The organism is Halomonas sp. ALS9, from assembly GCF_001651035.1.
In the GTDB taxonomy this organism is placed as follows: domain Bacteria; phylum Pseudomonadota; class Gammaproteobacteria; order Pseudomonadales; family Halomonadaceae; genus Vreelandella.
Genome location: NZ_LXRG01000192.1, coordinates 194,952 through 219,207, shown reverse-complemented (window position 1 = coordinate 219,207; position 24,256 = coordinate 194,952). Strand labels below are relative to the sequence as shown.

The following is a 24,256-nucleotide window of genomic DNA, read 5'->3' as shown; positions in this document are numbered from 1 at the left end:
CGAACTGTTGCGAGTGTCATACGAAATGCGTCTGGATCAGTTCGGCGACTTCCATGGCTGCACTGGCCGTTGCGTGCAGCTCGGCGCAAATTGACTCAAGTTTGGAGTCGCCAAACAGCTGCCCATAAGCCACATAGAAGTCGTTGCCGTCGATCTCAACAATACCCACGGAGGCCAGCGGTAGCGAAATACCTTGGCGCAGCAGCACTTCGTTGAGTTCAGCGCTGTTTTTGACACCGTCTACGGCAGCGATGGAGGCCATAGCGATCCACTCGTTTTCGCTGCGCGAGAGGGTAATCGGCAAGTTGCCGTAATCGCTAAGCTCCCAGATCAGCGTCTGATTCGCCTCATCCAGGCTAATAGTACCCTCAGGCCACTCAAGGGCCGTATCTCCAGCGCTATTGGGCGTGGGCTGGCTGACTAACTGATATAACTCGCTGGCGGTGATGCCGTTGGTAATAGTAGGTGTAGTCAAAGCGTTCTGCTCCATCGTTCGTTAAGTGATCTTAACTTAACATTTCGTAGAGCAAATGGTTCCTTTTTGCAAAAAAAATGCCCCTTCAGTTACGGGGCAAAAAGGACGGGTAAAAGGCTGATGAAGAGGCGGTGCTTGCAGGACGGGAGCTAGGGGGTTCGGTAGGTGTCATTGAATTGTTGGCGCAACATGTTTTTCTGCACCTTGCCCATGGTGTTACGGGGCAGTTCATCGACAAAGAAGACCCGCTTGGGCTGCTTGTACTTGGCTAGGCGACCATCTAAGTGACTGATCACCTTATCTTCGTCAAGCTGGTTTTCTCCAAGATTGGCGCCTGGCTGGCGCACCACGACGGCGGTGACGCCCTCGCCAAAGTCAGGATGTGGCAGGCCGATGACTGCGGATTCGGCCACTTGATCAAGCTCGTCAATTACCTGCTCTACCTCTTTGGGGTAGACGTTGTAGCCGCCGGAAATCACCAGGTCTTTGTCGCGACCGACGATATGCACATAGCCTTGGTCGTCGACCATGGCGAGATCACCGGTAATAAAAAAGCCATCGTCTAACAGCTCCTCACGGGTTTTTTCCGGCATCCGCCAGTAACCGATAAACACATTGGGGCCACGAATCTGCAGCATACCAATCTCGCCAAAAGGCACCTCTTCGCCGGTCTCCCGGTTGGTAATACGCATCTCCACGCCAGGTAGTGGCATACCCACAGTGCCCGCGCGCCGTGCGCCTTCATAGGGGTTAGAGAGGTTCATGTTGGTTTCGGTCATGCCGTAGCGCTCAAGAATCGCATGGCCGGTTTTGGCTTCAAAGGCCTCGTGGGTCTCAGCGGTAAGCGGAGCAGAGCCGGAAACGAACAGCCGCATATGGGCGGTGGCTTCTGGAGTTAGGCGCTCATCCTGCACCAGCCGCGTATAAAAGGTGGGAACGCCCATCATCACGCTGCCGCGGGGCAGTTCTTCAAAGATTACGTCCGCATCAAATTTGGGCAGAAACAGCATGCTGGCGCCGGACATCAAGGTGACGTTACAGGCGACGAACAGGCCGTGGGTGTGGAAGATCGGCAGCGCATGAATCAGCCGGTCTTCAGCGCTAAAGTGCCAGGCTTTGGCTAGGGTCTCGGCGTTCGAGGCAAGGTTTTTGTGGGTTAGCATGGCGCCTTTGGAACGCCCGGTGGTGCCGGATGTGTAAAGAATCGCGGCCAGGTCGCGCTCACCAAGCGCCACGATATCCTCCCGCGGCGTTGCCGCTCGGGCGGTTTCCATCAGGCTGCCATCGGCGGCGCTGCCCAGGGTAACCACCGCCGGACAGCCGGTTTCAGCGGCGAGCGCTCGCGCTTGCTCTTCTATCTTGGGGCGACAAACAAACAGCGCGGGCTCGGCGTCATTTAAAAAGTAGCGGATCTCATCGCCGGTATAGCCCGTATTGAGGGGTAAATAGACGCCCCCGATGCGCAGGCAGGCCAGGTAAAGCAAAATGGCTTCAGGGCTTTTATCTACCTGTACGGCGACGCGGTCGCCTTGCTGAACGCCTAGCTCGGTTAGCGCACCGGCAAGCTGCGCACTGATGCTTAGTGCATCGGCGTAGCTATAGCGGCGGCCATCGCGGGTGGTAATAAAATCGGCCTCTGCGCGTTCGCGCATTTTGGCGGCAAAGGTGTCAAATAGGTTGTGGCTCATTTGGTGGTTTCTCCCTTGGCCATTTTGCGCGCGCGTCGAGCAAGATCACGCACCTCATTGGAGCAGGCAACGGTGGCCTTGGCGGTATAGTTTTCGTGGTTGCGCTCGATATCGTCCAGCACATACAGGTAGTTGACCATCAGGCCTGCGGCTTGTTTAAAGCCCTTAGCGGAGATATCTCCCAGCCAGTTAATGCGGTGAAGTTCAGCGCCGTTGCCGAGGTGAAAGCGGGCCACTGGGTTGAGCGGCAGGCCGTGGCGGTTCTTCTCTTCGACCAGGTAGCGGGCGGCCAGCGGGCGAATAATCGCTTTGAGCTCCTCTTCGCGGGGTTTGTCCTGATGCCACCCCGGTGTTTCAAGCCCTTTGAGTGACTTACGCATCGAAGCGGGAAGCTGCTCGTCATCACGCTGCTCCTGCAACCACTGGGCGAAGCCCGGCACCGGCGAGAGGGTGACGAAGTATTTAAGCTGCGGCAGCTCCTGGGAGAGCTCTTGCACTACCTGCTTGATCAAAAAGTTACCGAAGGAGATGCCGCGTAGCCCGGTCTGACAGTTGCTAATGCCAAAGAACGCGGCGGTATCGGCATCTTCAGGGTCGTCGATTCCTTTTTCGGCGCTACTTTTTCCAGGGCTTTTTCCAGGGCTCTTAACAGAGCTCTCTCCTGACAAGATGGGCTGGATGCGGCTGGGCAGGCCCTTGTGCAGGGCGACTTCCACAAAGATCAGCGGCTCGTCGCCAATCGCCGGGTGGAAGAAGGCGAAACAGCGACGGTCGCGGGCGTCTAGCCGCCGACGCAGGTCGTCCCAGTCCTGTATTTCGTGCACCGCTTCGTAGCGGATGATCTTCTCTAGAATCGACGCCGGTGTGTTCCAATCAATACGCTTGAGCATCAAGAAACCGCGGTTAAACCAGGAGCCGAACAGGTGGGCGAAATCGTCGTCGATGGCCGCCAGCTCGGGCTGTTCACGCAGCAATGCCAGCAGGTCTTCGCGCATCTTAACCAGTTCATAGGTACCGTCGCTGGCCAGGTTTAAGCGCCGGAAAAGCTCCTGCCTGCGTGGCTCGCAGGCCTCAAACAGGCGCTGTAGCGATGGGTTGTCGCGAACTTCTTGATAGGCCAGATAGGCCGCATCAATGGGCCCGGGATCAGCCGCAAAGTCGGCCGTCAAGCGGGCAAAGAAGCGGCTCTTTTCAGCCGCCGAAAGGCGCTGATAAATTGCCAGGGCACGGCTTGCCAACGCGATGCTAGAGGCTTCACCATCGCTTTCCAGCAGCTTGTGGCAAGCGTTAATCAACTGCCCATGGTCGGGCGTTAACGTCTCGGGATGGCGGCGCCGCAACAACGCATCACGCTGAGTGATGTTGTTGAACAGCTCCTGCAAAAACAGCATGTTCATGGTCGAACTCCTTAACCCATGATCAAGTTAGGTAGCCAAAGCGCAATGCCTGGGAAAAGACACAGCAGCAAGATACCCAGCACCATACACAGCGCGTAGGGCAAGCTTCCCATCAGAATGTCGCGCAGCGAAATATCCGGCGCGATGCCTTTAATAATGAACAGATTAAGTCCCACAGGCGGTGTGATCAGACCGATTTCCAAGTTGATGGTCAAAATCACCGCAAACCAGTAGGGGTCGAAGTTAGCGGCCAGGATAATAGGTAACAGAATCGGCGCGGTCATCACGATCACCGCCACAGGCGGTAAGAAGAAACCGGCTACCAGCAGGAAGAGATTAATCACCCCCATCAGTGCCCAGCGGTTGATCTCCAGATCAGCAATCGCACCCGCTACCGTTTGGGTGATAAACATGGAGGAGAGCGCATAGGCGAACACTTCGGCGGTGGCGATCACTAGCATGATCATCACGCTTTCGCGTAGCGAGTCGCGCATGATTAGTTTGAGCGGGCCTAGCTGCCACATGCGGTAGATCAGAATAGCCAGCGCCAAACACAGAAAGGCACCTACGCCTGCGGCTTCCGAAGGGGTTGCTACCCCGCCATACAAGGCAAACAGAATACCTGCGACCACGCCTAGGAAAGGCAACACGCGGACGAGAGCTTTCAGGTTGGTATCGACATTCTGCTTAACGTTCTGTTTTAGCCGTTCGACGGACTCCGCCATGGGGTTGTTGTAACCACCGGCCATTTTGCAGGCGATCATCGTCCAGATCATAAATAGGCCTGCCAGCATAAAGCCTGGCACCACCCCGGCAATAAACAGCCGACCAATGGAGGTTTCGGTAGAGATACCGTAGATGATCATGGTGACCGACGGCGGAATCAGAATGCCCAGGGTGCCACCCGCGGCAATACAGCCCGCCGCCACGCCATCCGGGTAGCCGCGCATGCGCATTTCGGGAATGCCCATTTTGCCAATCGCCGCACAGGTGGCGGGGGATGATCCCGAAAGCGCAGCAAAGATAGAGCAGGCGCCGATATTGGAAACCGCCAAGCCACCGGGCAGCTTGCCCATCCATAGGTCCAGCGAACGATACAGATCTCGCCCGGTGGGGGAGGAGGCCACCGCGGCGCCCATCAAAATGAACATCGGGATGGCGACAAAACCAAACTCGGCAATGCGGTCAAAAAAGGTTTCCCCAAAATAGGTGAGCTCAGCAAGGCCACGGTCGTAGAGCAGCGCCAGCAGCGATACGCCGCCCAGAGCGAAAGCGATAGGGGTGCCAATGGCCATCAGCACAATCAGCGCGATGGCGACAATAATACCTAAGGTAATCGGATCCATACTCAGCTCTCCCCACGCAATATTTCAGCCACATACTGCAGCGATAGCAGGGTGGCACCGATAGCCATGGGCAGTAACGCGGGCCACAGTGGCGGGTTCCATACCGAGCCAGTCGTCCATGCACCGTGGAATGCCTCAGCCACATAAACCCAACTGGCATATGCCAGAGCGGCACAAAAACCTAACCCAAACAGCGAAGCGATCAGACGCATGATGGTGCGGGTAATACCGCCCAACGCATCGGGAACAATGGTGATAGCGACGTGGCCACCGGTCATCAGTACATAGGGGCTACCCATCAACATTGCCGCCGTTACTGAAAAGATGGTGAATTCGGTTTGCCAACTGGTGCTCATTCCGAGTAAGTAGCGAATAAAGACCATCTGGCAAATCACTAATACGCCAGCGATAAACATGGCGCAGGCCAGATAGGCGGAAAGCCGCGACAGCTTATCCATGACGCGGATATAGCCGCCGATGATGCCCCCTCGCACGGGGGGTTCGTGAGTGGTTGTGGTTGCCATAGTTCCCTCAATCAGCACAGTAAGCATCAGTGTTAAGAGACCACTCCGAGAGGAGTGGTCGCGCCGTTAGGCGTTCAGCGGGTGCTTACTCGACGGCTAGCGCTGCATCGATAATGGCTTGGCCATTGGGAACATTTTCAGCAAAGTTTTTGTAGGAGGTCTCACGAGCGATCTCCAGCCAGGCGTTGTAATCGTCTTCGCTCATGCTGACCACCTCCACGCCATTCTCTTCGTAAAGGTCGACCATCTCCTGATCAATCGCGGCGGCCTCTTCAGCAAAGAATGCTTCTGCTGCTTCACCGGCTTCCATCAGCGCCGCTTGCTGCTCTTCGTTAAGCCCCTGCCATACCTGCTCGGAGATCAGAATCGGCTCGTACATAAACCACAGTGCGAAGTCGCCCGGTTCGGTCAAACACTCGACCTGCTCGTAGAGGCGGAAGGAGATAAACGACATCGACGAAGTGTTTGCGGCATCCAACACGCCGGTTTGCATGGCGGTGTAAACCTCAGAAGAGGGCATAGAGGCAATGGAAGCACCGGCGGCTTCCAACATCTCTTCAAAGGCGGGCCCGGCGGCGCGCAGGTTTTGCCCTTCGACGGTATCGGGGGAGGTGATGCACCGCTCGCTAGAGGCAAAGCCGCCCGACAGCCACGCATCTGAGAGCACCCGAGCGCCACCGTCCAGAATCACCGCTTTAATCATCTCCATGTATTCGGAGTCGTTCAGGCGCTGGGCATGCGCTTGATTGCGTACCAAGCCCGGCATCAGCGTGGCGGAGAACTCTGGATGCCGACCGCTGGCATAATCCAGCGGCAGCGAGGTGATATCCAGGCGGCCCCGGGCCAGGGCACCCCACTGTTCACGCGCTTTAAACAGTGATTGGCCAGGGTAGACTTCTATGGTCAGACCAACATCCGCGTCGGCTACGTGGCGGGCCATCATTTGCACCATTTCATCGCGGACGTCCCCCTGGCCTCCGGGGAATTGGTGGGACGCGCGAAGCACGGTATCTGCAGAGGCGTGGGAAGCCGCAATGGCGAGACCTAGGGCGGCGGCAGTTGAGATCAAATAGCGTTGCATGTTGCGTCTCCAACAGTTGTTGTTGTGTGCTTGGATGAGCTTTATATGTTTATCAGCAAGGCTGATATATATATCAATAGGCGCTACGTATGCTAATGTCAAATATATGACACCCTAAATGGCTAAGATCAGTCTTGATCTAGGGAGGTAAAAATGACGGGCACTAAGCGTTCCAACGCTCAGCGATTAAGAGATTCACTCGAGAATGACATCATTAATGGCCGCCGTTTACCTGGAGAGCGTCTGGATCCAGAAGCCTTGGGACGTGAGTTTGAGGTCTCGCGTACCCCGGTGCGCGAAGCCTTTCAGCAGTTGGTCGCCAGCGGCTTGGTGACGGTCTCGCCCAAAAAAGGCACCTTTGTGGCGAAAGTGGGGATTGATCAACTAATTGAGATGTTTGAAGTAATGGCGGAACTTGAAGGCATGTGTGGCCGCCTGGCGGCACGGCGAATTACCGAGCCGGAGCTGGTCGCTTTAAAACAAGCGCATCAGCGCTGCGAAGCGGCGGCCCTGGCCGGTGACAGTGACGAATACTATTACGAAAACGAGGGTTTTCATGACTGTATCTACACCGCGAGCCACAATGCATTTTTGGCCAGCGAAGCGCGCCAATTGAAGCAGCGCTTAAAACCCTACCGGCGTTTACAGCTGCAGGTACGACAACGGGTGAACAGTTCACTGCGCGAGCATGAAACTATCGTGGAAGCCATTGAGCAAGGTGACTCGGTAGCGGCGCAGCAGGCACTGAGCGACCATGTATTGATTCAGGGCGAGCGCTTTAGTGACTTTGTTTCCAGCGTACGCAGAATGGAGGCACCGCTAGAAAAAACAGGCTAACTTCAGCCTTAATTTTAGCCCCTAGTTTGTTCCCTAGGTTTAGTGAATTTGCCGCTATGGCCGTATCGGTGGGGTAATCGTCCTTGCCGACATGGGACGCAGCGCTGAAACTCTCTCTCATGCTTTAGTATCCCACTAGCGGAGAGAGATCGTGACCCGTCATGTCGCCCTACTTGCCTATCCCGACTGCCAACTGCTGGATATCAGCGGTCCCTGGCAGGTATTTGCCAGCGCCAATGCGTTAAGCCCCCAACCGCTCTATCAGTTGACCCTAGTCGCCGATGCCGTGGGCCCGGTTTCCACCAATGGCGGCCTAGCCGTGCACGCCACGCACACCTACCACCAACTTAAGCGTTTACTGCCCCTGGATACGTTGTTGGTGGCGGGTGGCAGTGGCGTAATGCAGCAGCGTGACATAGCCGCAGTGAAGCAGTTGCTTTGTGAAGTTGCCCCAATCGTTAGACGGCTTGGGTCGATCTGCTCTGGGGCATTTTTGTTAGCCGCCGCAGGGCTGTTGGATGGCTGCCGCGTCACCACTCATTGGCGCCATGCACCTCAACTGGCCGATGAGTACCCTGCGATAAGCGTCGAGCCTGACGCGCTGTATATCGAGAGCAACGGCCGTTACACCAGCGCAGGCATAACGGCGGGGATTGATTTGGCGCTTTCGCTGGTCGAGGCGGATCACGGTGCCGAACTTGCCGGGCGTGTGGCCCGTGAATTGGTGGTATTTCTGCACCGTCCGGGCGGGCAGTCGCAGTTCAGCGAAATACTGCGCAAACAGCAGGCCACGGGGCCGCTGCGTCGCTTGCTGGATCAACTCCATGCCGACCCCAGCGTGGATCATGGGCTTGAGAGCATGGCCGACCTGATGGCGGTCTCCCCGCGCCATTTAACCCGGCTGTTTAGGCGTCATCTGGATACTACACCAGGCACCTACCTGACCCAGCTACGCCTTGAGCAAGCGCGCTTGGCACTTCTCAGCGAGCGCGAAAACTTATCTCTTGAGCGCTTGGCACAACGCTGGCGGCTGGGCGGCGCGGAGCAGTTGCGCCGCCAGTTTCAGCGCTACTACGGCGTATCACCCTCGGTCTATCGCCAACGCTTTGCGTCTTCCCAAACGGGTCTTATTCAGGAGAGTGCCCCATGCCTTTAACCGTCACTTTGTTATCACTCTGCCAAGCGTTACTGGTCACCGGCAATGTGTTGTTGATCGCCGTTTCGCCGCTGATTGGGGCCTCCTTGGCACCTAGCGCGTCCTGGTCCACCGCGTCGGTCGCCACTCAGTGGCTGGGGCTGATGTGCGCCACCATTCCCGCCTCGTTAATTATGGCCAAACTGGGCCGTAAGCGCGGCTTTATACTGGGTAATATGGTTGGGTTGGTGGGCGCGCTGGTTGCCGTGCAGGCGCTAATGGGCGAACACTTTGGGTTGTTCTTGTTGGCAACCTGGTTGATCGGTATTGGCATTGGCTTTGGACAGCTGTATCGCTTTGCCGCCGTGGAGGCCGCCCCCGCGACGATGCGTGACCGGGCGATTGGTTTGGTGATGGGGGGCGGTGTGCTGGCTGCGTTTGCCGGGCCGTGGCTGGCCAGGGTGAGTCGTGAGTTGGGCGAGGTGCCGTTTTTGGGCAGTTTTGTTGGTCTAGCCGTGCTCTACGCTCTGGCATTGGTGGTGCTGATGTTGACGCAGCTGCCGCCCGCATCCCGCACCCACGGCGAAGGCGTTGCGCTGCCGCTGGGTAAGATACTCCGCCAACCTGGATTTATTGTGGCGGTGAGCGCGGCGACGGTCGGTTATGGTGTGATGAACCTGGCCATGACCGCCACGCCGCTTGCTATGGCGGGTGCCGGACACCACTTTAACCATGTATCCATGACTATTCAGTGGCATGTGGTGGCAATGTTTTTACCCTCATTCTTTACTGGGCATTTGGCTACCCGCTTCGGTGCTAAACAAGTTATCGTGGCTGGTTGCCTGCTGCTGGTGGCGAGTGCTGTGGTCGCCCAGTTTGGGATCGGCTTAGCCGGTTTTAACGTGGCGCTGATTCTGCTGGGGTTGGGCTGGAACTTTACCTTTCTGCCTGCCACCGGCCTGCTCACCGAGAGCTACCGCCCGGTGGATAAAGCGCGCACCCAGGCGGCGAACGAGTTTCTGGTCTTTGGTACCGCCGCAGTAACCGCCTTACTCGCCGGGCCGCTGGTGAGTTCATTAGGCTGGGCGACGCTTAATTTACTGCTGATCCCCGTCGCACTGGTGCCTTTGGCGGTGCTGGCGTGGCAGCATAAAAGAACGGTGGCGCTGTCTTAGCTAAAGCATCCAACGAATGCACCGCTACGCTTTTAACAAAGCTTAGCTTTAGTAAGACTTAGTGCTTGAGTTCAGGGACAAAAGGTTATAGTAAGTAAATAGGCTCGGTTAATGTCCTGGCAGATGCTTTGATAGCAAGGTGGCACTATGACTACCCGCTCTTTATCTCCGGGCTTGTCCGGCCAAACTGACGCCCGTCTCCCTGGCTCTGGCGCACTCCCAGCGTTGGCCCGAATGCGTTCTACACACGCGTTGGAACCGCCCGCTTACGTTAAACACTACGACAGTCAGTTATCACATTTGGATGACTGGTTAGCCATTATTGCCTTGGTGGGTAAGGTAGCGAGTCGCAGTGGTAGTAACGGCGTGCTGGATCGCATATCGGAAGTTCAAGATCGTTTTCGTCTATTGCGCATTCAGCTTGCCACGGCATTGGCCGAAGAGTACGCCCGAGAATATGAAATGGTGCTGGGGGGAAGAGCGGCGATTGCCGTCGATATGCTGGTGCGTAATCTGTACGAGCGCTCTGCTGACATCGGCTTTCTTTCGACTGACAGCATTATCCGCGCCTACATGGAGAGTGACGAAGCGGCAAGTTCGATCAATATCCAGCAACACTTTGCCCGCTATGTGGCTAAGTACTCTGTTTATGATGATGTAATGCTGCTCAATTTAGACGCTACGCTGCGCACCAGCCTCACGTTGGGAGACGCTAATACGTTTCACGATGAGCGCCTGTATCAAACTCTGTCTAAATTAAACGACGGCTACATCGAGTACTTTGCTGTCACCCCTTTGGTGCCTCACCGGCATCGGGCACTACTGTTTATTTCGCCTGTTCATCAAGCGGTGTCGAATCAGTGCTTAGGCTATCTCGCGCTGAGTTTTAACCTTGAAGAGGAAGTGCGCGGTATTTTCAATGAGGTCGCAGACGGTGAGTTTGAGCTTGCCTTATTGGATAATGACGGCCGAGTAGTCGCTTCCAGTTTACCCCAGCTAGCGCTGAATGAGCCGATGCAGCAGGTGGGCGCTGAAAACGTTGAAGTCCTTGTGCTAAATGGCAACGCCTATGCGTGTCGGCAAGTTAAAAGCGCCACTTATCAAGGCTATGGTGGAATTGGTTGGCGTTTTATGGCGCTGAGAGCGTTATTGGGCGCTGCTCATCACCAGCCAGCTGCTATGGACACTTCAGTGAACACCGATGTGGTACAGGGAAGGCTAAGCGACATTCGCCTCCAGGCGTCAATGATTGCGCAGCAGCTTAACCTTGCGGTGATTAATGGGCATATTATTTCAGTGCGTTACAAGGCGGTAGAGCTGGTGCCCGTGCTGCATCAGATCCGTGAGATTGGCAATCTAACCGATCAATTGTTTGAACAATCTATTTCCACACTGCGCCGGGGAATGAGTTTAACCGCTATTGCCGATGCCACCATGCGTGCCTTTAGCATGGTCAGTATAATGGATCGCAATCTTTACGAACGCGCCAACGATGCGCGCTGGTGGGCACTGGATGAGCGTATCCGTAAGCAGTTATGTGCGGCTTCAAAGGGTAATAAGCAGGCACTCGCTGAGCTAGCAGAGGTCATTAGCGCGATTAATCGTCTTTACACTGTGTATACCAATATTCTTCTGTTTGACCGAGAAGGCACTATCGTTAGCGTTTCCGATAAACACTCAGAAGCCCTTATTGGCACCCATGTTCCTGAAACCCTGCCTTTAGCCGAGTGCTTAAACACTTTCTCAGAACAGGGGTACGTGGTCTCGGCATTTACGGAGAGTGAGCTATACGCTAATCGACCCACGTATCTTTACTGCGCCCCCGTGGTTGATTTCAATAGCAGCACTATTGTTGGTGGCATTGCCACTGTGTTTGATGCCGCTCCAGAGTTTAGGCAGATTCTCGCTGATAATCTGCCTAACAGTAGTGCGCAGTCGCTGTCACCTTTCGCTCTGTTTATAGACGCCGAAGGCCAAGTGATCTCTTCTACCTTAGCCGATATTGCCGTGCCTAAATTGTTTGCTGGCGGCTACACAGAGGTGCTGGCTTTACGTGATGGTGAGCGGCTGTTCCAGCGACTGGAGTACGAGGGCAATAGCTATTTATCCGCCATGGTCGCCTCGACAGGCTACCGCGAGTACAAACGCAACGATAATTACCGCAATGATGTGATAGCGATCGCCTGCCTGCCTATTGTCTGATCATTACGTGGCTAAAAATCCCCTGGTGCGCACTGTAGGCAGGTTAGGCCTAGTGCGCGCCAGTGGGCGACCACGGCGTCGCGATCATCTAACACCAGCCAGGGAGCAAAGCCATCTCTGCGTATTTGATTGAGTAGTGCGGCTTTTACCTCTTCATCATCCACATGGTCATCGCCTTCTGGGCGGAGGTACATAGCATCAAAAGGGATGGTGTGGCGCTCCAGCCAGCGCTGGGTATGCTCACGGTGGCTGTCTGGGCGACCGCTACAAATAACGATCTGCTGACCTTGGGCCTTTAATATTTTAACCAGCCTGGCGACCGCTTCGACTACCGGTGCTTCGGCCATATGGGCAAAGAACGGCTCCCACTGTTTTTGGCTGCCCAACACCCAATCACTGACCTGGTGGGGATGAAACTCGGCTAAGGTGCCGTCGACATCTACAATGACTGCGGACATGCAAAACTCCCTGAACAGGAAAAGGTGGCTAAACGGGACTGAGTAGAGAAACGCTGTGCGGTGCAGAGGCGATCGCTTAGCAGCCGATGCCACGCGTTTAATTCGTTATCGCTAAACTGGGTAAATAGCGGCACCACTTGAGTGGCGTCCAACAGGTCGGCGAGCGCCACCAGGTGCGACGCACGCAGGTGAACATTCCAGCGCTGCCAGCTTATCTCGCCCACTGCTAGCTGAGCGCGGCGCTCAGGGGTTAGGTAGCCGGTGTGAAGCAAGTGGTGATCGATCCACTGATCCGGCCTATCGTTGTGATCACTTATTAACCGAAGTGTGGCATGTTCATCATTTGCTCGCGCCAACACATTAGCGATAGCGGCATCAATACCAGGGCGCCGCAGAGTCTCGGGCATTGCTAGCAGGGCGGCAAGATTGGCACGAATATCGGCATCAATGGCCAGTGTTAACCCTCTTATTGCAGCCTCTTCAACCAACCATAATGCCATTTCCAACGCGCGACCGGTTTCTGGAACGGGAAAGGCCAGCGGTTGATAAAGATACTCGCTGATGGTCTGCACACAACTTACTTGGGGCTGGTCGTAGCTGCCGTAGGAGGCATCCAGTAACGCAACAGCGGCTTTCGGCGGCGTATCAAACGGGAACACTGATGACTCAATGCAGGCATCGCCGCTATAGAAAACCCCGCCTGCCACCGCTAAATGCAGCCACACACCGCCTAGGGAGTGTCCCGCTTGGCCGGTGGTGACGGTGATGCCTTCCACCTCTAACGAGCCGCGCTCCGGCAGGGGGTGCCAAGTACGGCCATGAGGCAGTGCCTTGGCCACCAGAGGTGTGCAATAGAGTGGTACGTCTTCCGCTAGCTCGGCCACGCCACCGATGTGGTCAATATGGTCGTGACTGATCAGCACCGCATCTACATTAAGGCCGCGGGCCCAGGTAATGGGGACTCCAGGGTGCAGTGCGCCCCCTGCATCTAACAACAGGCGTTTCCCCTGGGCTTCTACCACTATAGCAGCAGGGCCTTTGTCGCCTAACCCACTGAGAATCTCGATAGTGATACTCATTGGTCGGGCTCCAGACACCAGCCCTTTTGAAGGCTAACGACAACCAGGCTACCCAAATCAGGCGCGCTGTGATGGAAGGCCAGCAGAGATTCGCCACTGGGCAGGCGCAGGGTAAGTTCATAACGCTCGCCGCGAAAAATCACGCTTTCCACCTGGGCGGCAAGCTGGCTATGCGTGGGAGCCGCGGAGGACGAGAGTGCCGTGCTGATCTGAATATGTTCCGGGCGCACCAGTGCCGTTTGGGTTCGCTCAGATTCGATGGCGTTCAGCCCGCGCATCAGGGAGGTGCTCTCAAGCCATTTTCCAGGGCTGCCAGCTGCGACTTTAAGCTGACTGCCCTGGCCGATAAAGCCCGCTACCCAGGCGGTGCGCGGCTGCTGGTAAAGGGTTTCGGGGGAGCCCCACTGAATCAGCTTGCCCGCTTTCATCACGGCGATTTTATCCGCCAGCGCCATGGCTTCGGTCTGGTCGTGGGTGACATAGACCAGGGTAGCGCCAGTGCGTTGGTGAAAATCGCGGAAGCTGTGCTCCATGGTGGCGCGCAGATGACGGTCAAGGTTGGCCAGTGGTTCATCCAGCAACACCACCGACGGGTCGCTGACTAGACAGCGCGCGAGCGCCACGCGCTGTCGCTGACCCCCACTGAGGGCCTGGGGCATGCGGTCGGCGTAGGCATCGAGTTCCACCAACGCTAGCGCTTGCTGAACCTTTTGCTGATACGCCGCCCCGCGCAGGCCGCGCAGTTTGACTGGGTAGCCCACGTTGTCAGCCACGCTCATATGCGGCCACAGCGCATAGGATTGAAACACCATGGCCATATTGCGCTGCTCGGGGGGTACATGGGTATCGGCGCTTGCCAGGGTACGATTGGCTAATTGAATAGTACCCTCGTTGACCGTTTCAAACCCCGCCAACATGCGCAGCATAGTGGTTTTTCCGCAGCCGCTAGGGCCGAGCAGGGCAACAAACTCTCCCGGATTAATCTCCAACGACAGCTCATCCACGGCGGTGTGTTCGCCAAAGCGTTTGGTAACGCGATCAATGCTCAGTCCTACGATGTTTGGCCCTGCAATGTTTAGCTCTGCCATGGGATGACGCCTTTAGGTAGCCGCGGTGCCAGCAAACTGAGCGTCAGCATCAGCGAGGCGACCATGATCACCACCAGCACTGATACCGCTGAGGCCAGCACGCTTTCGCCGCCTTCGTCGAGGTTGAAGATCAGCACGCCGAGAGTTTCGTTGCCGGCGCTCCACAGCAGCGCAGACACGGTGAGTTCGTTGACCGCCAGCAAGAACACCAGCAGCCCACCGGCGAATAGCGCGGGCGCCACCAGCGGTAGAATAATGCTGCCAAGGCGCCGCCAGGGACCTGCCCCTGCTAACTGTGCCGCCTCTTCAAGAGAGGGATCCAGTTGCGCCAGGCTGGCCGCGACAGGTTTGACGCAGACCACTAGAAAGCGCGCCAGGTAAGCGATAAAAATCAGCCCTTAGGTGCCGTAGAGCGCTATATTGATGATCGGCAGCGGACGCACAAACAGCAGGATGCAGGCAATGGCCAATACCACGCCGGGAAGCGCATAGGGAATCTCGATAGCGCTAAGCACTACCCCTCGCCAGCGCTCCGGTAGGCGCTGTAGCCGATAAGCCAAAGGCAGGCTTAGCAGCATCAGCACCAGAGCCGCACTACCCGCAAGCCAAAGGCTGTTGTTCACCGCCCGCCATGTAGCGCCTTGACGGCCCATCACTTCGACATAAGCACCTAAAGTTGCGGTCTCGGCGTTAAGCGGCACGCCCATGGCGGGCACCAGCGAACTGATCATCAGCGCGAGCAGCGGTGCGACCAGGATAATCAGTAAGATCCCGACTAGCGTGGCGGTCACCAGCGAGCGCCAGCGGCCCAGCGTGAAATCGTGGCAGCGTCCGCTATGGCCGCCCAACCCAAAGCGACTGCGCCCCATCAAGTGCTGCTGCAGCGCGACGCCCGCTAAGGCCAGCACTCCAATCAGCAGCGACAGGGCGGCCATTTCTGCCAACACCCCAGTGCCGAAGTTGGCCATACGCTGGTAGATCAGCGTGGGCAGCACGTAATAGCCGGCGGGAATACCCAGCATGGCAGGAATGCCGAAGTTGCCCAGGCTGGAGATAAACGCCATGGCTCCCCCGGCGATCAAACCGCTACGGGTCACGGGCAGAATGATATGGCCCCATACTTGGGTTTGTTTGGCGCCACTAATGCGGGCGGCTTCAATAAGCTCGCGAGGCAGCGAAAGCAGACTGGTGCGCAGGGCCAGAAACACCAGCGGCGCGCTTTGAATACCTAACAGCAGCGCAATGCCTTCAGCCGAGTAGAGCGGCTGCGGGCTGCCTAACGGCGGCGCCATGCCAATACTTTTCAGTAGCGGGCTGGCCGGGCCAAACAGCTGCAGCCAGCTCAAGGCGGTGACCTGGGGCGGAATCATCATCGGCAGCATAAAGCAGAACACCAGCCACGCTTTGCCACGCACATTAGTCAGCGTGATGGCAAAGGCAAACAGGCTACCCAGCAGCAGGGCGATCAACATGCCAAGCCCTGAGGTATAAAGGCTATGCCACAGCGCTCGCCAGGTACTTGCACTGTTGAGCACTTTCCACAGTGGAGACTGGCTCCCCTGGCTCAGGTCGCTCAACGCTTCCATTAACAAACGTAAGCTAGGTGCCAGACTCAGCAGTACGATGCCAATCAACAGGCTTGAAAGCAGCCAGCGGTGCTGGCTGCCGTACTTGTTGTCGTTGCCGGTTTTGTTGTCAAAGATGAGAGCGGGCGTCATGGTTACCCGCCGAATAGATCGCTAAAGTGCTGTTTAAGCTCGGCTTCTTGCGCCAGTGCCTGCTCGGTATCAACCGGCATCAATTTAATGCTATCGCGCTCTGGGAAGCCTTCCGGCGGGGCAACGTCGTTATGGGCGGGCAGGTAACCCTGCTGGCTAACCAGCGCTTGGCCTTGCTGGGAAAGTACAAAGTCAACAAACTTTTGCGCGGCATCGACATTCTTTGCGCCCTGCATAATGGCGACTGGCTCGGTGACCGCACTCACGCCCTCTTCAGGAAATACAAACTCCACCGGCGAGCCTTTGGCGGCTTCGCGAATCGGCAGGAAGTCCACCACAATGCCATAGGGCTTGGTGCCTGCGGCCACGGCGTTAAATACGCCGCCATTGCCGCCCTGAGCTTCGGTGCGATTGTCGTGCAGGGCGTCGTAGTATTCGGCGCCTAACTCTGGGTTGGCACTAACCGCCGCCATGTGGATCAGTGCTGCGCCGGAGTAGAGTGGGCTAGGCATGGTGACCAGCCCTGCGTAGTCAGGCCCCAGCAGGTCTTGCCAGCTCTGCGGCTGATGCTCAGCGCCGGTGTTATAGACAATCCCGGTGGTGATCAGCTTGGTGCCGTAGTAGTAGCCTTCCGGGTCATATAGATCTGCGTCATACCCTTGGCGCTGATCGCTTAGATAAGGCTGTAAATGGCCCTCCTGCTTGAGCGACTCCATGGTCATGCTGTCAGCAATCAGCAGCACGTCGGGGTTGCTCACCCCGGCCGAAAGCTCCGAACGCAGCCGGGTCATTAAGCGCGTGGTACCGTCGCGTACCCACTCCACCTCAATGTCGGGATAGGCCGCTTCAAAGGCGTCAACGGTCTGTTGGGCATCGCTATTGGGCTGGCTGGTATAGAGCGTCAGCGTTTCGTTCGCCGCTACCTGAGCCGAAAGGGAAAAGCTGGCTACCGCGACGGCAGCAGTAAGGGCAGATGTCGGAATAGATAACAGGGGGCGCTTCAACATGGGTAAACCTCCAGTGAGTGAACCCCACCTAAGTTACTGTCATCTGCTTACAACAAAGTGACACTATGCTTTCGTTCAACATTCCGTGGCTTTCGTTTGCCGCACTTTTTGCTTTCGCTGTGCTGAGAGGAGTTATGCGTCAGTTCGAACGTCGACAACAGCTGTTGCAGCGAATCCACGCTAAGGGGCGCCAATCGGTAGAGAGTTTGGCAGGCGAGTTTGGGGTTTCTGTACAAACCTTGCGTGGGGATATTCGGCACCTAGCCGATAAGGGCTTGGTGCTGCGTCGCCAGGGTGAAGTGCTGCCGTTTCCCGAACAAGAAAACATCGGCTACGACCAGCGTCAGATCGTCAATGTGGCGGGTAAACGGCAGATTGCGGCGCGGGCAGCGAGTTTGGTGCAGGATCATCAAGCGCTATTTCTGGGCACGGGCACCACGGTTGAGCAGTTGGCCGATGCGCTAAGCGAGAAGCAGGGCTTGCATATCATGACCAATAATCTGCATGCGCTGATTAAGCTGTGCCAGCTTAAGTGTGAGTTAGTCGTGGCGGGTGGGCGCGTTCGTCGGCGCGACCAGGATGTGATAGGCGGCGATGCCTGGCGCTTTTTTCAACGCTACCGTGCCGATGTGGGCATTGTGTCGGTGGGGGGGATGGATAGCCATGGTCAGCTTTATGACTACAACGATGACGAAGTGATGGCCCGTGAGGCGCTATTAGCTCATGCCGGTTATCGTGTTTTAGTGCTGGATAAAACCAAGTTCGACCTGCCACTGCGCTGCACTGCGGGCCAGTTGGGTGATTATGATGCCGTAGTGACCGATGTGCCGCTGCCCGACAGACTACGCAGCCCGTTGGCCGCCCAAGGCGTTCGGTTTCTGGGTTAGGAGAACGCTAACTGTGCCAGTATGGGCTAACGGCAGCGTGGAAAAGAGGAGCGTTATAAATGTTAGAAAACCTAAGCCATAGTGCCTTGGCTGGTCAGCTCTGTGGCTTGGTGGCTCTGGTGATATGTGTCGTGGCCTTTGCCAGTAAAAACGACGATCGCCTCTTGGTGTTACTGATTTCAGCCAATGTGGCTTTTGCGCTGCAGTTTGTGTTTTTCGAGAGTTGGACGGCGGCGGCGCTGACGGGGCTGGTGATAGTGCGGATTGTTCTGGCTCGTCGATATATGGGCAGTAAGGCCGTTATGGCGGGTGTCTTGCTGGCCAGCGGTATCGCCGCAGCTTTCACGTGGCAAAGTTGGGTAGATATTCTGCCGGTGACGGCCATGATTCTGGGAACTGTGGGCATGTTTCTGCTGCGCGGTATCGCCATGCGAACTTTTCTGGGGTTGGCCGCCTTAGCCTGGATGCTTAACAACCTGCTGATTGGCACCATCGGCGGTACCATTGCCGAAGGCCTGATTGTAGTCACCAATATCATTACCATTATTCGCTTAGTGCGAGCCAAGCGAAAATACCCTGGCGTGTTTGAGGGAGCAGAAGAACCTGGCGTTGTCTCCAAAAAATGATCAGACCTAGCTGGCTAACATCCACTTGGTTTATCGAACGGCGAGACTGCTATGCTGATAGCTTGTTAGGGCCTGAACAAGGAGCGCGACTATGGCCGGCGGATGGGCAAAAGATGGTGCTGAACAAGAGCAGATGGAGAGCACGCTAGAGGATGCGGTGCAGCGAGCTCGTAGCCAGTTGCCCCGTGGTGAGAGTCTTGAGATTTGCGAAGAGTGTGGTGACCCCATTCCCGAAGCGCGCCGCAAGGCGATTCCGGGTGTACGGCTGTGTGTGGCTTGTCAGCAGAAACTGGACAAACAGCAGTCGGCCTTTAGTGGCTATAACCGTCGCGGTAGCAAAGACAGCCAACTGCGTTGAACGCGGCTTTCTAGGCGTCGTGGTCGGTGTCCGGTAGCTGCTTGAAATAGATATAGCGGTGAAGACGAATTGCCGGACGAATCAGCAGTTGGAGGCTGCCAATCACAAACAACCATACACCGACGGTTTGTACGGCACCTTGGTAAAAAAAACAGATACTGCCGATCGTAAACCAAATACCCAGCATGAAATCGTTGACCATACTGAGCACCTCATAGCGCTGGTGCACAACGAGTTCGTGATGCCCGATGGTAAACGTCCAGTCGTTGGTCATCGGATCCTGTTGGCGCTGCATTATTAGCCTCCTGGTTGAATGTTCATTGAATGAAAATTCGGATGAATTCCGTTTAATATATTGTATCAATATTCACTTTAACTAAACGTTATTGTGGCACACTAACCGCTTACTCCAAGGTGATGGGTGGCTTCTGGTGTTTAGTAATGATGCATGAAAGCCGTAAGTTATTGGGTGAGACGTTGAGGGCGAGTAATGGTCAATGACACGCTGCTAACAGCGGTGGAAAACGAGTTGCGAAGAGGGCCTTGGCGGTTACGTTTTACTGCGCAAGTGGAAGCGCGTTTTGAAGCTGATACCCAGCGCCAGCGTAGTCGTCAGATGGTGATGTCAGGGCTAATATCAGCGGTCATTTACTGCCTGTTTCTGATCAATGATTACAGCTTTCGGCCTGACTCTTTTACCACCGCCTTGCTATTACGCATTGGAGTGATGCTACCTATTGGCTTGCCCATTTTATGGTGGGTCTATCGAGGCGTAGCGCCATTCCTCCGTGAGACCTTAATGGCAAGCACTGTTATTGTTGCAACGGTGGTTTCATGTTTAATAGTTGCGGAATCTACCGTTCCTTACTCGTACCTAGATGTTTTCTCTTTCGGCCTTATCTTACTGGTAGGTAATATTGTTTACTCATTACGGTTTAGCTACGCCTGTGTGTCATCCGCCATTAGTATATTTATAATATTAGGTTTTGTTTTGCCCTATGAAGCAATGCCGCCAGAGGTAAAAAGGCTCGCTATATTTACTATCATCGCTCAAGCATTGTTTACCTTGGTGGCAAGCTATCGCTTCGAACAGAGTGAGCGAACCTCCTACCTGCATGTGTTGAAAGAGCAGCTCCGCGCGGGCTATTACTTCCAAGATAATCAAAAGCTGACGCGGATGTCTGTCACCGACCCCCTGACGAATCTGGCCAATCGACGCCAGTTCGATACAGTTTTGCCTTTGCGCTGGCAGGAGGCTGCCGATAAAGGTCTTTTTTTAGGGATGATGGTTATCGATATTGATCACTTCAAAGCCTACAACGACTACTATGGCCATCCTGAAGGTGACGTATGTTTGCGCCAAGTGGCTGCTGCCATGCAGGCCAATAGCCGTGATTCCGATTTGGTCGTACGTTTTGGCGGCGAGGAGTTTTTAGTGCTGATGACCAATGCAACACCTGAATCGGCAAAATCAGCGGCAGAGCGAATACGGTGCAGTGTGGAAGCTTTAGGGATTCCTAATCAGGGTGTCTCGACGCATAGCGTTGTCACCGTGAGCGTTGGTGTTGCGGTGCTCCGTCCCGCAGTAGGCCTTACACCAGCCGACTTGCTGTTAAAAGCGGATGTGGCGCTTTATGAAGCTAAACGACAGGGCCGTAACCGTATCAGGGAGGCGAACTTGGTTGATCTACCATCCTCCGATGACGCTGTTGATGGCTTAGGTATTTCTGCCCAGTAGCGGCCAAGCATACCCTTAAACGTTCTGTGAGGAGTGACCTTTGGAGATTGATCAAGATTACCGCGCGCTCAGCGTCGAGACCCTATCTCAGCGGCTTGGTGGCGTTGGGGAAGTAGCTAGTCGAGTGGGCGGAGAACCCGCTAGCTGGGAGATTCGCGAGGTGGGTGACGGCAACCTTAACCTGGTGTTTATTGTCTCCGGCAGCCACGGCAGCGTAGTGGTAAAACAGGCGCTTCCCTACGTGAGAATGGTGGGAGAGAGCTGGCCGCTGCCGATTTATCGTGCCCATTTTGAGTATTACGCCCTGGTGCGCCAGGCCAAGCGGGCACCGGCTATCGCTCCTGAGGTGTACTACTTCGACAAACCCCAGGCGCTGTTTGTGATGGAGTATCTACACCCCCACACGATTTTGCGCCGTAAGCTCATTAACGGCGAGAAAGTCGCTCAGCTTGGCGAAACCATCGGCCAGTTTTGTGCACGCACGGCGTTTCGTGGTTCGGAACTTTCGCTGAGTAGCCCCGAGAAAAAGCAGGACGTGGGGCTATTTTCAGGCAATGTGGCCATTCCCGCCATTACTGAATCATTGGTGTTTACCGACCCCTATTACGGTGCTGAAATGAATCACCATACGCCGGAGCTTTCACCGGTAGTAGATGAGCTACGCCGTAATGCGCGGCTAAAAGCCAAGGTTCAACGGCTGTTGATGAAGTTCACCGCTAACACCGAAACCATGCTCCACGGTGACTTGCACTCCGGCTCAATTATGGCCACCGATACTGACGTCCGGGTCATTGACCCTGAGTTTTCCCAGTACGGCCCAATGGCGTTTGATTTAGGCATGGCCGTTGCCAACTTCCTAATAGCCTATTTCAGTCAGCCCGCGCACCGCTCGGAAGAGGAACTTGAGTCGTATCAGACATGGGTTTTGGAGGTTATTGAGGCGTGCTTTAGCAGCTTCGATGAAGAGTTCCGTTACCTGTGGCAAACCGAACGGGCGGGTATTCTTTTCCCGAAAGCTCTGTTTGAAGAGCAGGGCAATAGCGCGGACGATGCCTGCGATGCATTACTGGAAGAGATCCGACTGGATGCGCTGGCCTACTGCGGCATTGAAATGCACCGCCGGGTGTTATCCCTGGCCCACAACGCCGACTTTGAAGAGATCGAAGACACCGCCCTGCGCGCCAAACTTGAAGCGCGTAACGTGCTGATGGGCCAAGCGCTGATTTTGGAGCCGGAAGCTTACTGTGACCTTACTGCGCTTGCAGACCTAGCAAGAGCGTATAACCAACAAGAGGTTTTATAAGCATCGCGATGGGCACTACCCCGTAGTGCGGTGTAACGAATCTTGCGAGGAACGAGCGTATGAGGCACCCGCAACGGCGACGCCAGCCGCCTGGATAACGCCACTGCGACTTATCTGGTCTGGGTGCCACCCGCGAAGCACCGCTAATGCGCTGCTTCGCGGGTGCGCTGGCGCTTACTCCGTGCTACAACTGCCTACAACGATTCACAACTTACGATTTACCCCTCACTCCTCACCGCTTATAACTGATCCAAACGATCAAACTTCCCGGCGATATCGCTCTCTGTCCAATGCGGCACCCAACCTTCGACGTTATCGAAAAAGCGTAGCGCGGTGAATTCCGGTGCTGGGCCCATATCGAACCAGTGGGGCGTATTGGCAGGCACGCTGATCAAGTCGTTTCGGGTACACAACACTTGATACACCTTGTCATCGATGTGCAGGCAGAACAGCCCCTGACCTTTAACAAAAAAGCGCACTTCATCTTCGTGATGGCGATGCTCATTTAAGAACTTCTGCCGCATGGCGTCTTTTTCTGGGTGCGTGGGTACCATGTGCAGCACGTCGACGGTTTGATAGCCGCCCTTGCTTTTTACCCGGTCAATATCTTCTTGGTAAAGCGCCAAGATATCTTCCTGGGTAGCGTCGTCGGCAATTTCGCCCGGTGCTGCCCAGCGCTCGAACATTACGCCGACTTTGTTTAACTCAGCGGCAATTTGCTCGCCGTCGGTGATGTCCATTAGCGCATCGTTAGGGTTCTGATCAGCAAATACTTTCAGTTGCGACATCGTAGGCTCTCCTAAAAGGCAATTTCATCAAAGCGAGTAACACAAGCATGGGTATTGCCCGCCTGAGTCCCTTCGCGCACCAATTGCAGGGTTTGCATACCCGCCTGCTTGGCGGCATCTAGCTCCTCGACCACATCCGACAAGAACAGCACTGCCTCCGCAGGTAGGTCAAGCTCAGCGATAATCTGCTGATAGGCACTAGCCTCGCGTTTATGACCAATATGAGTATCAAAGTAGCCACTAAACATCGGGGTCAAATCGCCTTCGTCGCTATAGCCAAACAGCAACTTCTGCGCCTGAACAGAGCCTGACGAGTAAACGTAGAGCGCTTTGCCTGAATCTTTCCACTGGCGCAGGGTGGGGGCCACATCGCTATACAAATGCCCTGTAAAATCACCGCGTTGGTAGCCATCCGCCCACACCATCCCCTGCAAGGCTTTCAACGGGGTGACTTTTTGATCGGTCTCGATCCAGTGCAGTAGCTGGGCAATGACGGCATCCAGCGAGGCATCAGGCTCACCCATTTCACTGCGCACGGCGTTGATCTGCTCGGCAACCGCAGGAGTTTCTGCGTTAGCGCGTAGAAAGTCGGGTAGCTTAGCGTGGGCGTAGGGAAACAGCACCTTATGTACGAAGCTAATGTCCGTGGTGGTGCCCTCAATATCGGTCACAATCGCGCGTACAGTTGGGTTGCTCATTTAAGGCTGCTCATTTAAGACCATTCATTTAAGACCATCGACTCTCTTCAAGCATACAGGCTAGTAAAAATTCGATGGCTTCCAAGTGACGACGACAGCTTGCGATGCTATCGCCCACGGCGTAAATGCCGTGGCCCGCGACTAAAAAGCCCCATGGCATCGGCCAACCGCTACGTACATGCTCGGCCAGCGCTTCCATATCCTGGGAGTTGGGCACCACCGGTAACGTGATAGTGGCGTCGTGGGTGACATTGCCCGCTAGCGCCTTTTGCATCTCAAAGCCGCTTAGCTCAATACCCTGGGGATAGCGCCGCGACAACACCGTGCTGGCCACGGTATGGATATGCAGCACGCAGTTAATCGACGGTTCCAAACGATAGAGCGCGGCATGCAGATCGCTCTCTGCGCTTGGCTTGCCACCGCCAGATAGCACCTTGCCATCCAGGTCGCAGAGCAACAGATCATCGGCCTGAATGCGGGTTTTATCCCGCCCGGAAGCGGTAACAAGATAGCCCGACCCGGTGCGGGCGGAAAAATTGCCGCCAGTGGCTGGCGTCCAACCTTGCTGTGCCGCCCATGAAATAGCGTCGAGCAGTTCAGTCTGTAACGTCATCATAGGATCTGCATCGCCTCTTCTAATGGCAGCCA

23 protein-coding genes and 1 pseudogene are annotated in these 24,256 nt (G+C 55.7%); 9 read left to right on the top strand and 15 right to left on the bottom strand.

What is annotated here, in order from left to right:
* Positions 1–16: 16 nt before the first annotated feature.
* From A6R74_RS14920 to dctP, 6 genes are all read right to left on the bottom strand, one after another.
* Complete coding sequence (locus A6R74_RS14920) at positions 17–475, bottom strand: DUF2170 family protein (protein ID WP_240488240.1); 459 nt, start codon at positions 473–475, stop codon at positions 17–19.
* A gap of 149 nt (positions 476–624) precedes the next feature.
* On the bottom strand, positions 625–2,163 hold the full coding sequence (locus tag A6R74_RS14915; RefSeq protein WP_064235271.1) for a malonate--CoA ligase: 1,539 nt from the start codon (positions 2,161–2,163) through the stop codon (positions 625–627).
* A complete protein-coding gene (locus A6R74_RS14910; protein WP_064235270.1) occupies positions 2,160–3,560 on the bottom strand; it encodes a malonyl-CoA decarboxylase in 1,401 nt (466 codons plus the stop codon). The genes A6R74_RS14915 and A6R74_RS14910 overlap by 4 nt, the downstream gene beginning before the upstream one ends.
* Before the next feature lie 11 nt (positions 3,561–3,571).
* Positions 3,572–4,906, bottom strand: coding sequence for a TRAP transporter large permease (locus A6R74_RS14905; protein ID WP_064235269.1), 1,335 nt, complete (start codon positions 4,904–4,906; stop codon positions 3,572–3,574).
* A gap of 2 nt (positions 4,907–4,908) precedes the next feature.
* Positions 4,909–5,430 (bottom strand): TRAP transporter small permease subunit, encoded by a 522-nt coding sequence (locus tag A6R74_RS14900; protein WP_064235268.1) that lies wholly within the window; start codon positions 5,428–5,430, stop codon positions 4,909–4,911.
* A gap of 85 nt (positions 5,431–5,515) precedes the next feature.
* A complete protein-coding gene (gene dctP, locus A6R74_RS14895) occupies positions 5,516–6,511 on the bottom strand; it encodes a TRAP transporter substrate-binding protein DctP (protein WP_064235267.1) in 996 nt (331 codons plus the stop codon).
* 153 nt (positions 6,512–6,664) lie between these two features.
* Here dctP and A6R74_RS14890 point away from each other — a divergent pair, with 153 nt between their 5' ends.
* From A6R74_RS14890 to A6R74_RS14875, 4 genes are all read left to right on the top strand, one after another.
* Positions 6,665–7,348 carry a GntR family transcriptional regulator gene (locus tag A6R74_RS14890; RefSeq protein ID WP_064235266.1) on the top strand — a complete coding sequence of 228 codons (684 nt, stop codon included), beginning with the start codon at positions 6,665–6,667 and terminating at the stop codon, positions 7,346–7,348.
* A 151-nt stretch (positions 7,349–7,499) separates the two neighbouring features.
* Positions 7,500–8,504, top strand: coding sequence for a GlxA family transcriptional regulator (locus A6R74_RS14885; protein WP_064235265.1), 1,005 nt, complete (start codon positions 7,500–7,502; stop codon positions 8,502–8,504).
* A complete protein-coding gene (locus A6R74_RS14880) occupies positions 8,495–9,658 on the top strand; it encodes an MFS transporter (RefSeq protein ID WP_064235264.1) in 1,164 nt (387 codons plus the stop codon). Before A6R74_RS14885 ends, A6R74_RS14880 begins: the two co-directional genes overlap by 10 nt.
* A 147-nt stretch (positions 9,659–9,805) precedes the next feature.
* Positions 9,806–11,860: a cache domain-containing protein gene (locus tag A6R74_RS14875; protein WP_064235263.1), complete on the top strand. Its 2,055-nt coding sequence runs from the start codon at positions 9,806–9,808 to the stop codon at positions 11,858–11,860.
* A gap of 11 nt (positions 11,861–11,871) precedes the next feature.
* Here the strand turns inward: A6R74_RS14875 and A6R74_RS14870 are convergent, their stop codons facing one another.
* The 5 genes and pseudogenes from A6R74_RS14870 to A6R74_RS14850 form a co-directional block, all read right to left on the bottom strand.
* Positions 11,872–12,318, bottom strand: a complete 447-nt coding sequence (locus A6R74_RS14870; protein ID WP_064235262.1) for a phosphatase domain-containing protein — start codon at positions 12,316–12,318, stop codon at positions 11,872–11,874.
* The gene (locus tag A6R74_RS14865; RefSeq protein WP_064235261.1) at positions 12,300–13,397 is read right to left on the bottom strand and encodes an MBL fold metallo-hydrolase; all 1,098 of its coding nucleotides are present in this window, start codon (positions 13,395–13,397) and stop codon (positions 12,300–12,302) included. Before A6R74_RS14865 ends, A6R74_RS14870 begins: the two co-directional genes overlap by 19 nt.
* The gene (locus tag A6R74_RS14860) at positions 13,394–14,485 is read right to left on the bottom strand and encodes an ABC transporter ATP-binding protein (RefSeq protein WP_064235260.1); all 1,092 of its coding nucleotides are present in this window, start codon (positions 14,483–14,485) and stop codon (positions 13,394–13,396) included. Before A6R74_RS14860 ends, A6R74_RS14865 begins: the two co-directional genes overlap by 4 nt.
* Positions 14,473–16,203 (bottom strand): annotated as a pseudogene (locus tag A6R74_RS14855) (ABC transporter permease). Before A6R74_RS14855 ends, A6R74_RS14860 begins: the two are co-directional and overlap by 13 nt.
* 2 nt (positions 16,204–16,205) lie before the next feature.
* Entirely contained in the window at positions 16,206–17,210 is a 1,005-nt protein-coding gene (locus tag A6R74_RS14850) for an ABC transporter substrate-binding protein (RefSeq protein WP_064235259.1), read from the bottom strand.
* A gap of 134 nt (positions 17,211–17,344) precedes the next feature.
* On the opposite strand from A6R74_RS14850, the gene A6R74_RS14845 reads away from it, so the two are divergent.
* From A6R74_RS14845 to A6R74_RS14835, 3 genes are all read left to right on the top strand, one after another.
* Positions 17,345–18,097 carry a DeoR/GlpR family DNA-binding transcription regulator gene (locus A6R74_RS14845; RefSeq protein WP_064235764.1) on the top strand — a complete coding sequence of 251 codons (753 nt, stop codon included), beginning with the start codon at positions 17,345–17,347 and terminating at the stop codon, positions 18,095–18,097.
* A 59-nt stretch (positions 18,098–18,156) separates the two neighbouring features.
* A complete protein-coding gene (locus A6R74_RS14840) occupies positions 18,157–18,723 on the top strand; it encodes a YgjV family protein (RefSeq protein ID WP_064235258.1) in 567 nt (188 codons plus the stop codon).
* A 91-nt stretch (positions 18,724–18,814) separates the two neighbouring features.
* Positions 18,815–19,081, top strand: a complete 267-nt coding sequence (locus A6R74_RS14835) for a DksA/TraR family C4-type zinc finger protein (RefSeq protein ID WP_064235257.1) — start codon at positions 18,815–18,817, stop codon at positions 19,079–19,081.
* Between the two features lie 10 nt (positions 19,082–19,091).
* On the opposite strand, the gene A6R74_RS14830 is transcribed toward A6R74_RS14835, so the two are convergent.
* Entirely contained in the window at positions 19,092–19,376 is a 285-nt protein-coding gene (locus A6R74_RS14830) for a YrhK family protein (protein ID WP_082906694.1), read from the bottom strand.
* Positions 19,377–19,649: 273 nt separating this feature from the next.
* Here A6R74_RS14830 and A6R74_RS14825 point away from each other — a divergent pair, with 273 nt between their 5' ends.
* Together A6R74_RS14825 and mtnK are read left to right on the top strand one after the other, a co-directional pair.
* Positions 19,650–20,819, top strand: coding sequence for a GGDEF domain-containing protein (locus A6R74_RS14825; RefSeq protein WP_240488239.1), 1,170 nt, complete (start codon positions 19,650–19,652; stop codon positions 20,817–20,819).
* 40 nt (positions 20,820–20,859) lie between these two features.
* Complete coding sequence (mtnK, locus tag A6R74_RS14820) at positions 20,860–22,122, top strand: S-methyl-5-thioribose kinase (protein ID WP_064235255.1); 1,263 nt, start codon at positions 20,860–20,862, stop codon at positions 22,120–22,122.
* Positions 22,123–22,361: 239 nt separating this feature from the next.
* On the opposite strand, the gene A6R74_RS14815 is transcribed toward mtnK, so the two are convergent.
* From A6R74_RS14815 to mtnB, 3 genes are read right to left on the bottom strand one after another with little or no spacing between them, the layout of a single operon-like run.
* Positions 22,362–22,910: a 1,2-dihydroxy-3-keto-5-methylthiopentene dioxygenase gene (locus A6R74_RS14815; RefSeq protein WP_064235254.1), complete on the bottom strand. Its 549-nt coding sequence runs from the start codon at positions 22,908–22,910 to the stop codon at positions 22,362–22,364.
* Positions 22,911–22,921: 11 nt separating this feature from the next.
* A complete protein-coding gene (mtnC, locus tag A6R74_RS14810) occupies positions 22,922–23,608 on the bottom strand; it encodes an acireductone synthase (RefSeq protein ID WP_064235253.1) in 687 nt (228 codons plus the stop codon).
* Between the two features lie 28 nt (positions 23,609–23,636).
* A complete protein-coding gene (mtnB, locus tag A6R74_RS14805; RefSeq protein ID WP_064235252.1) occupies positions 23,637–24,224 on the bottom strand; it encodes a methylthioribulose 1-phosphate dehydratase in 588 nt (195 codons plus the stop codon).
* Positions 24,225–24,256: the final 32 nt, after the last annotated feature.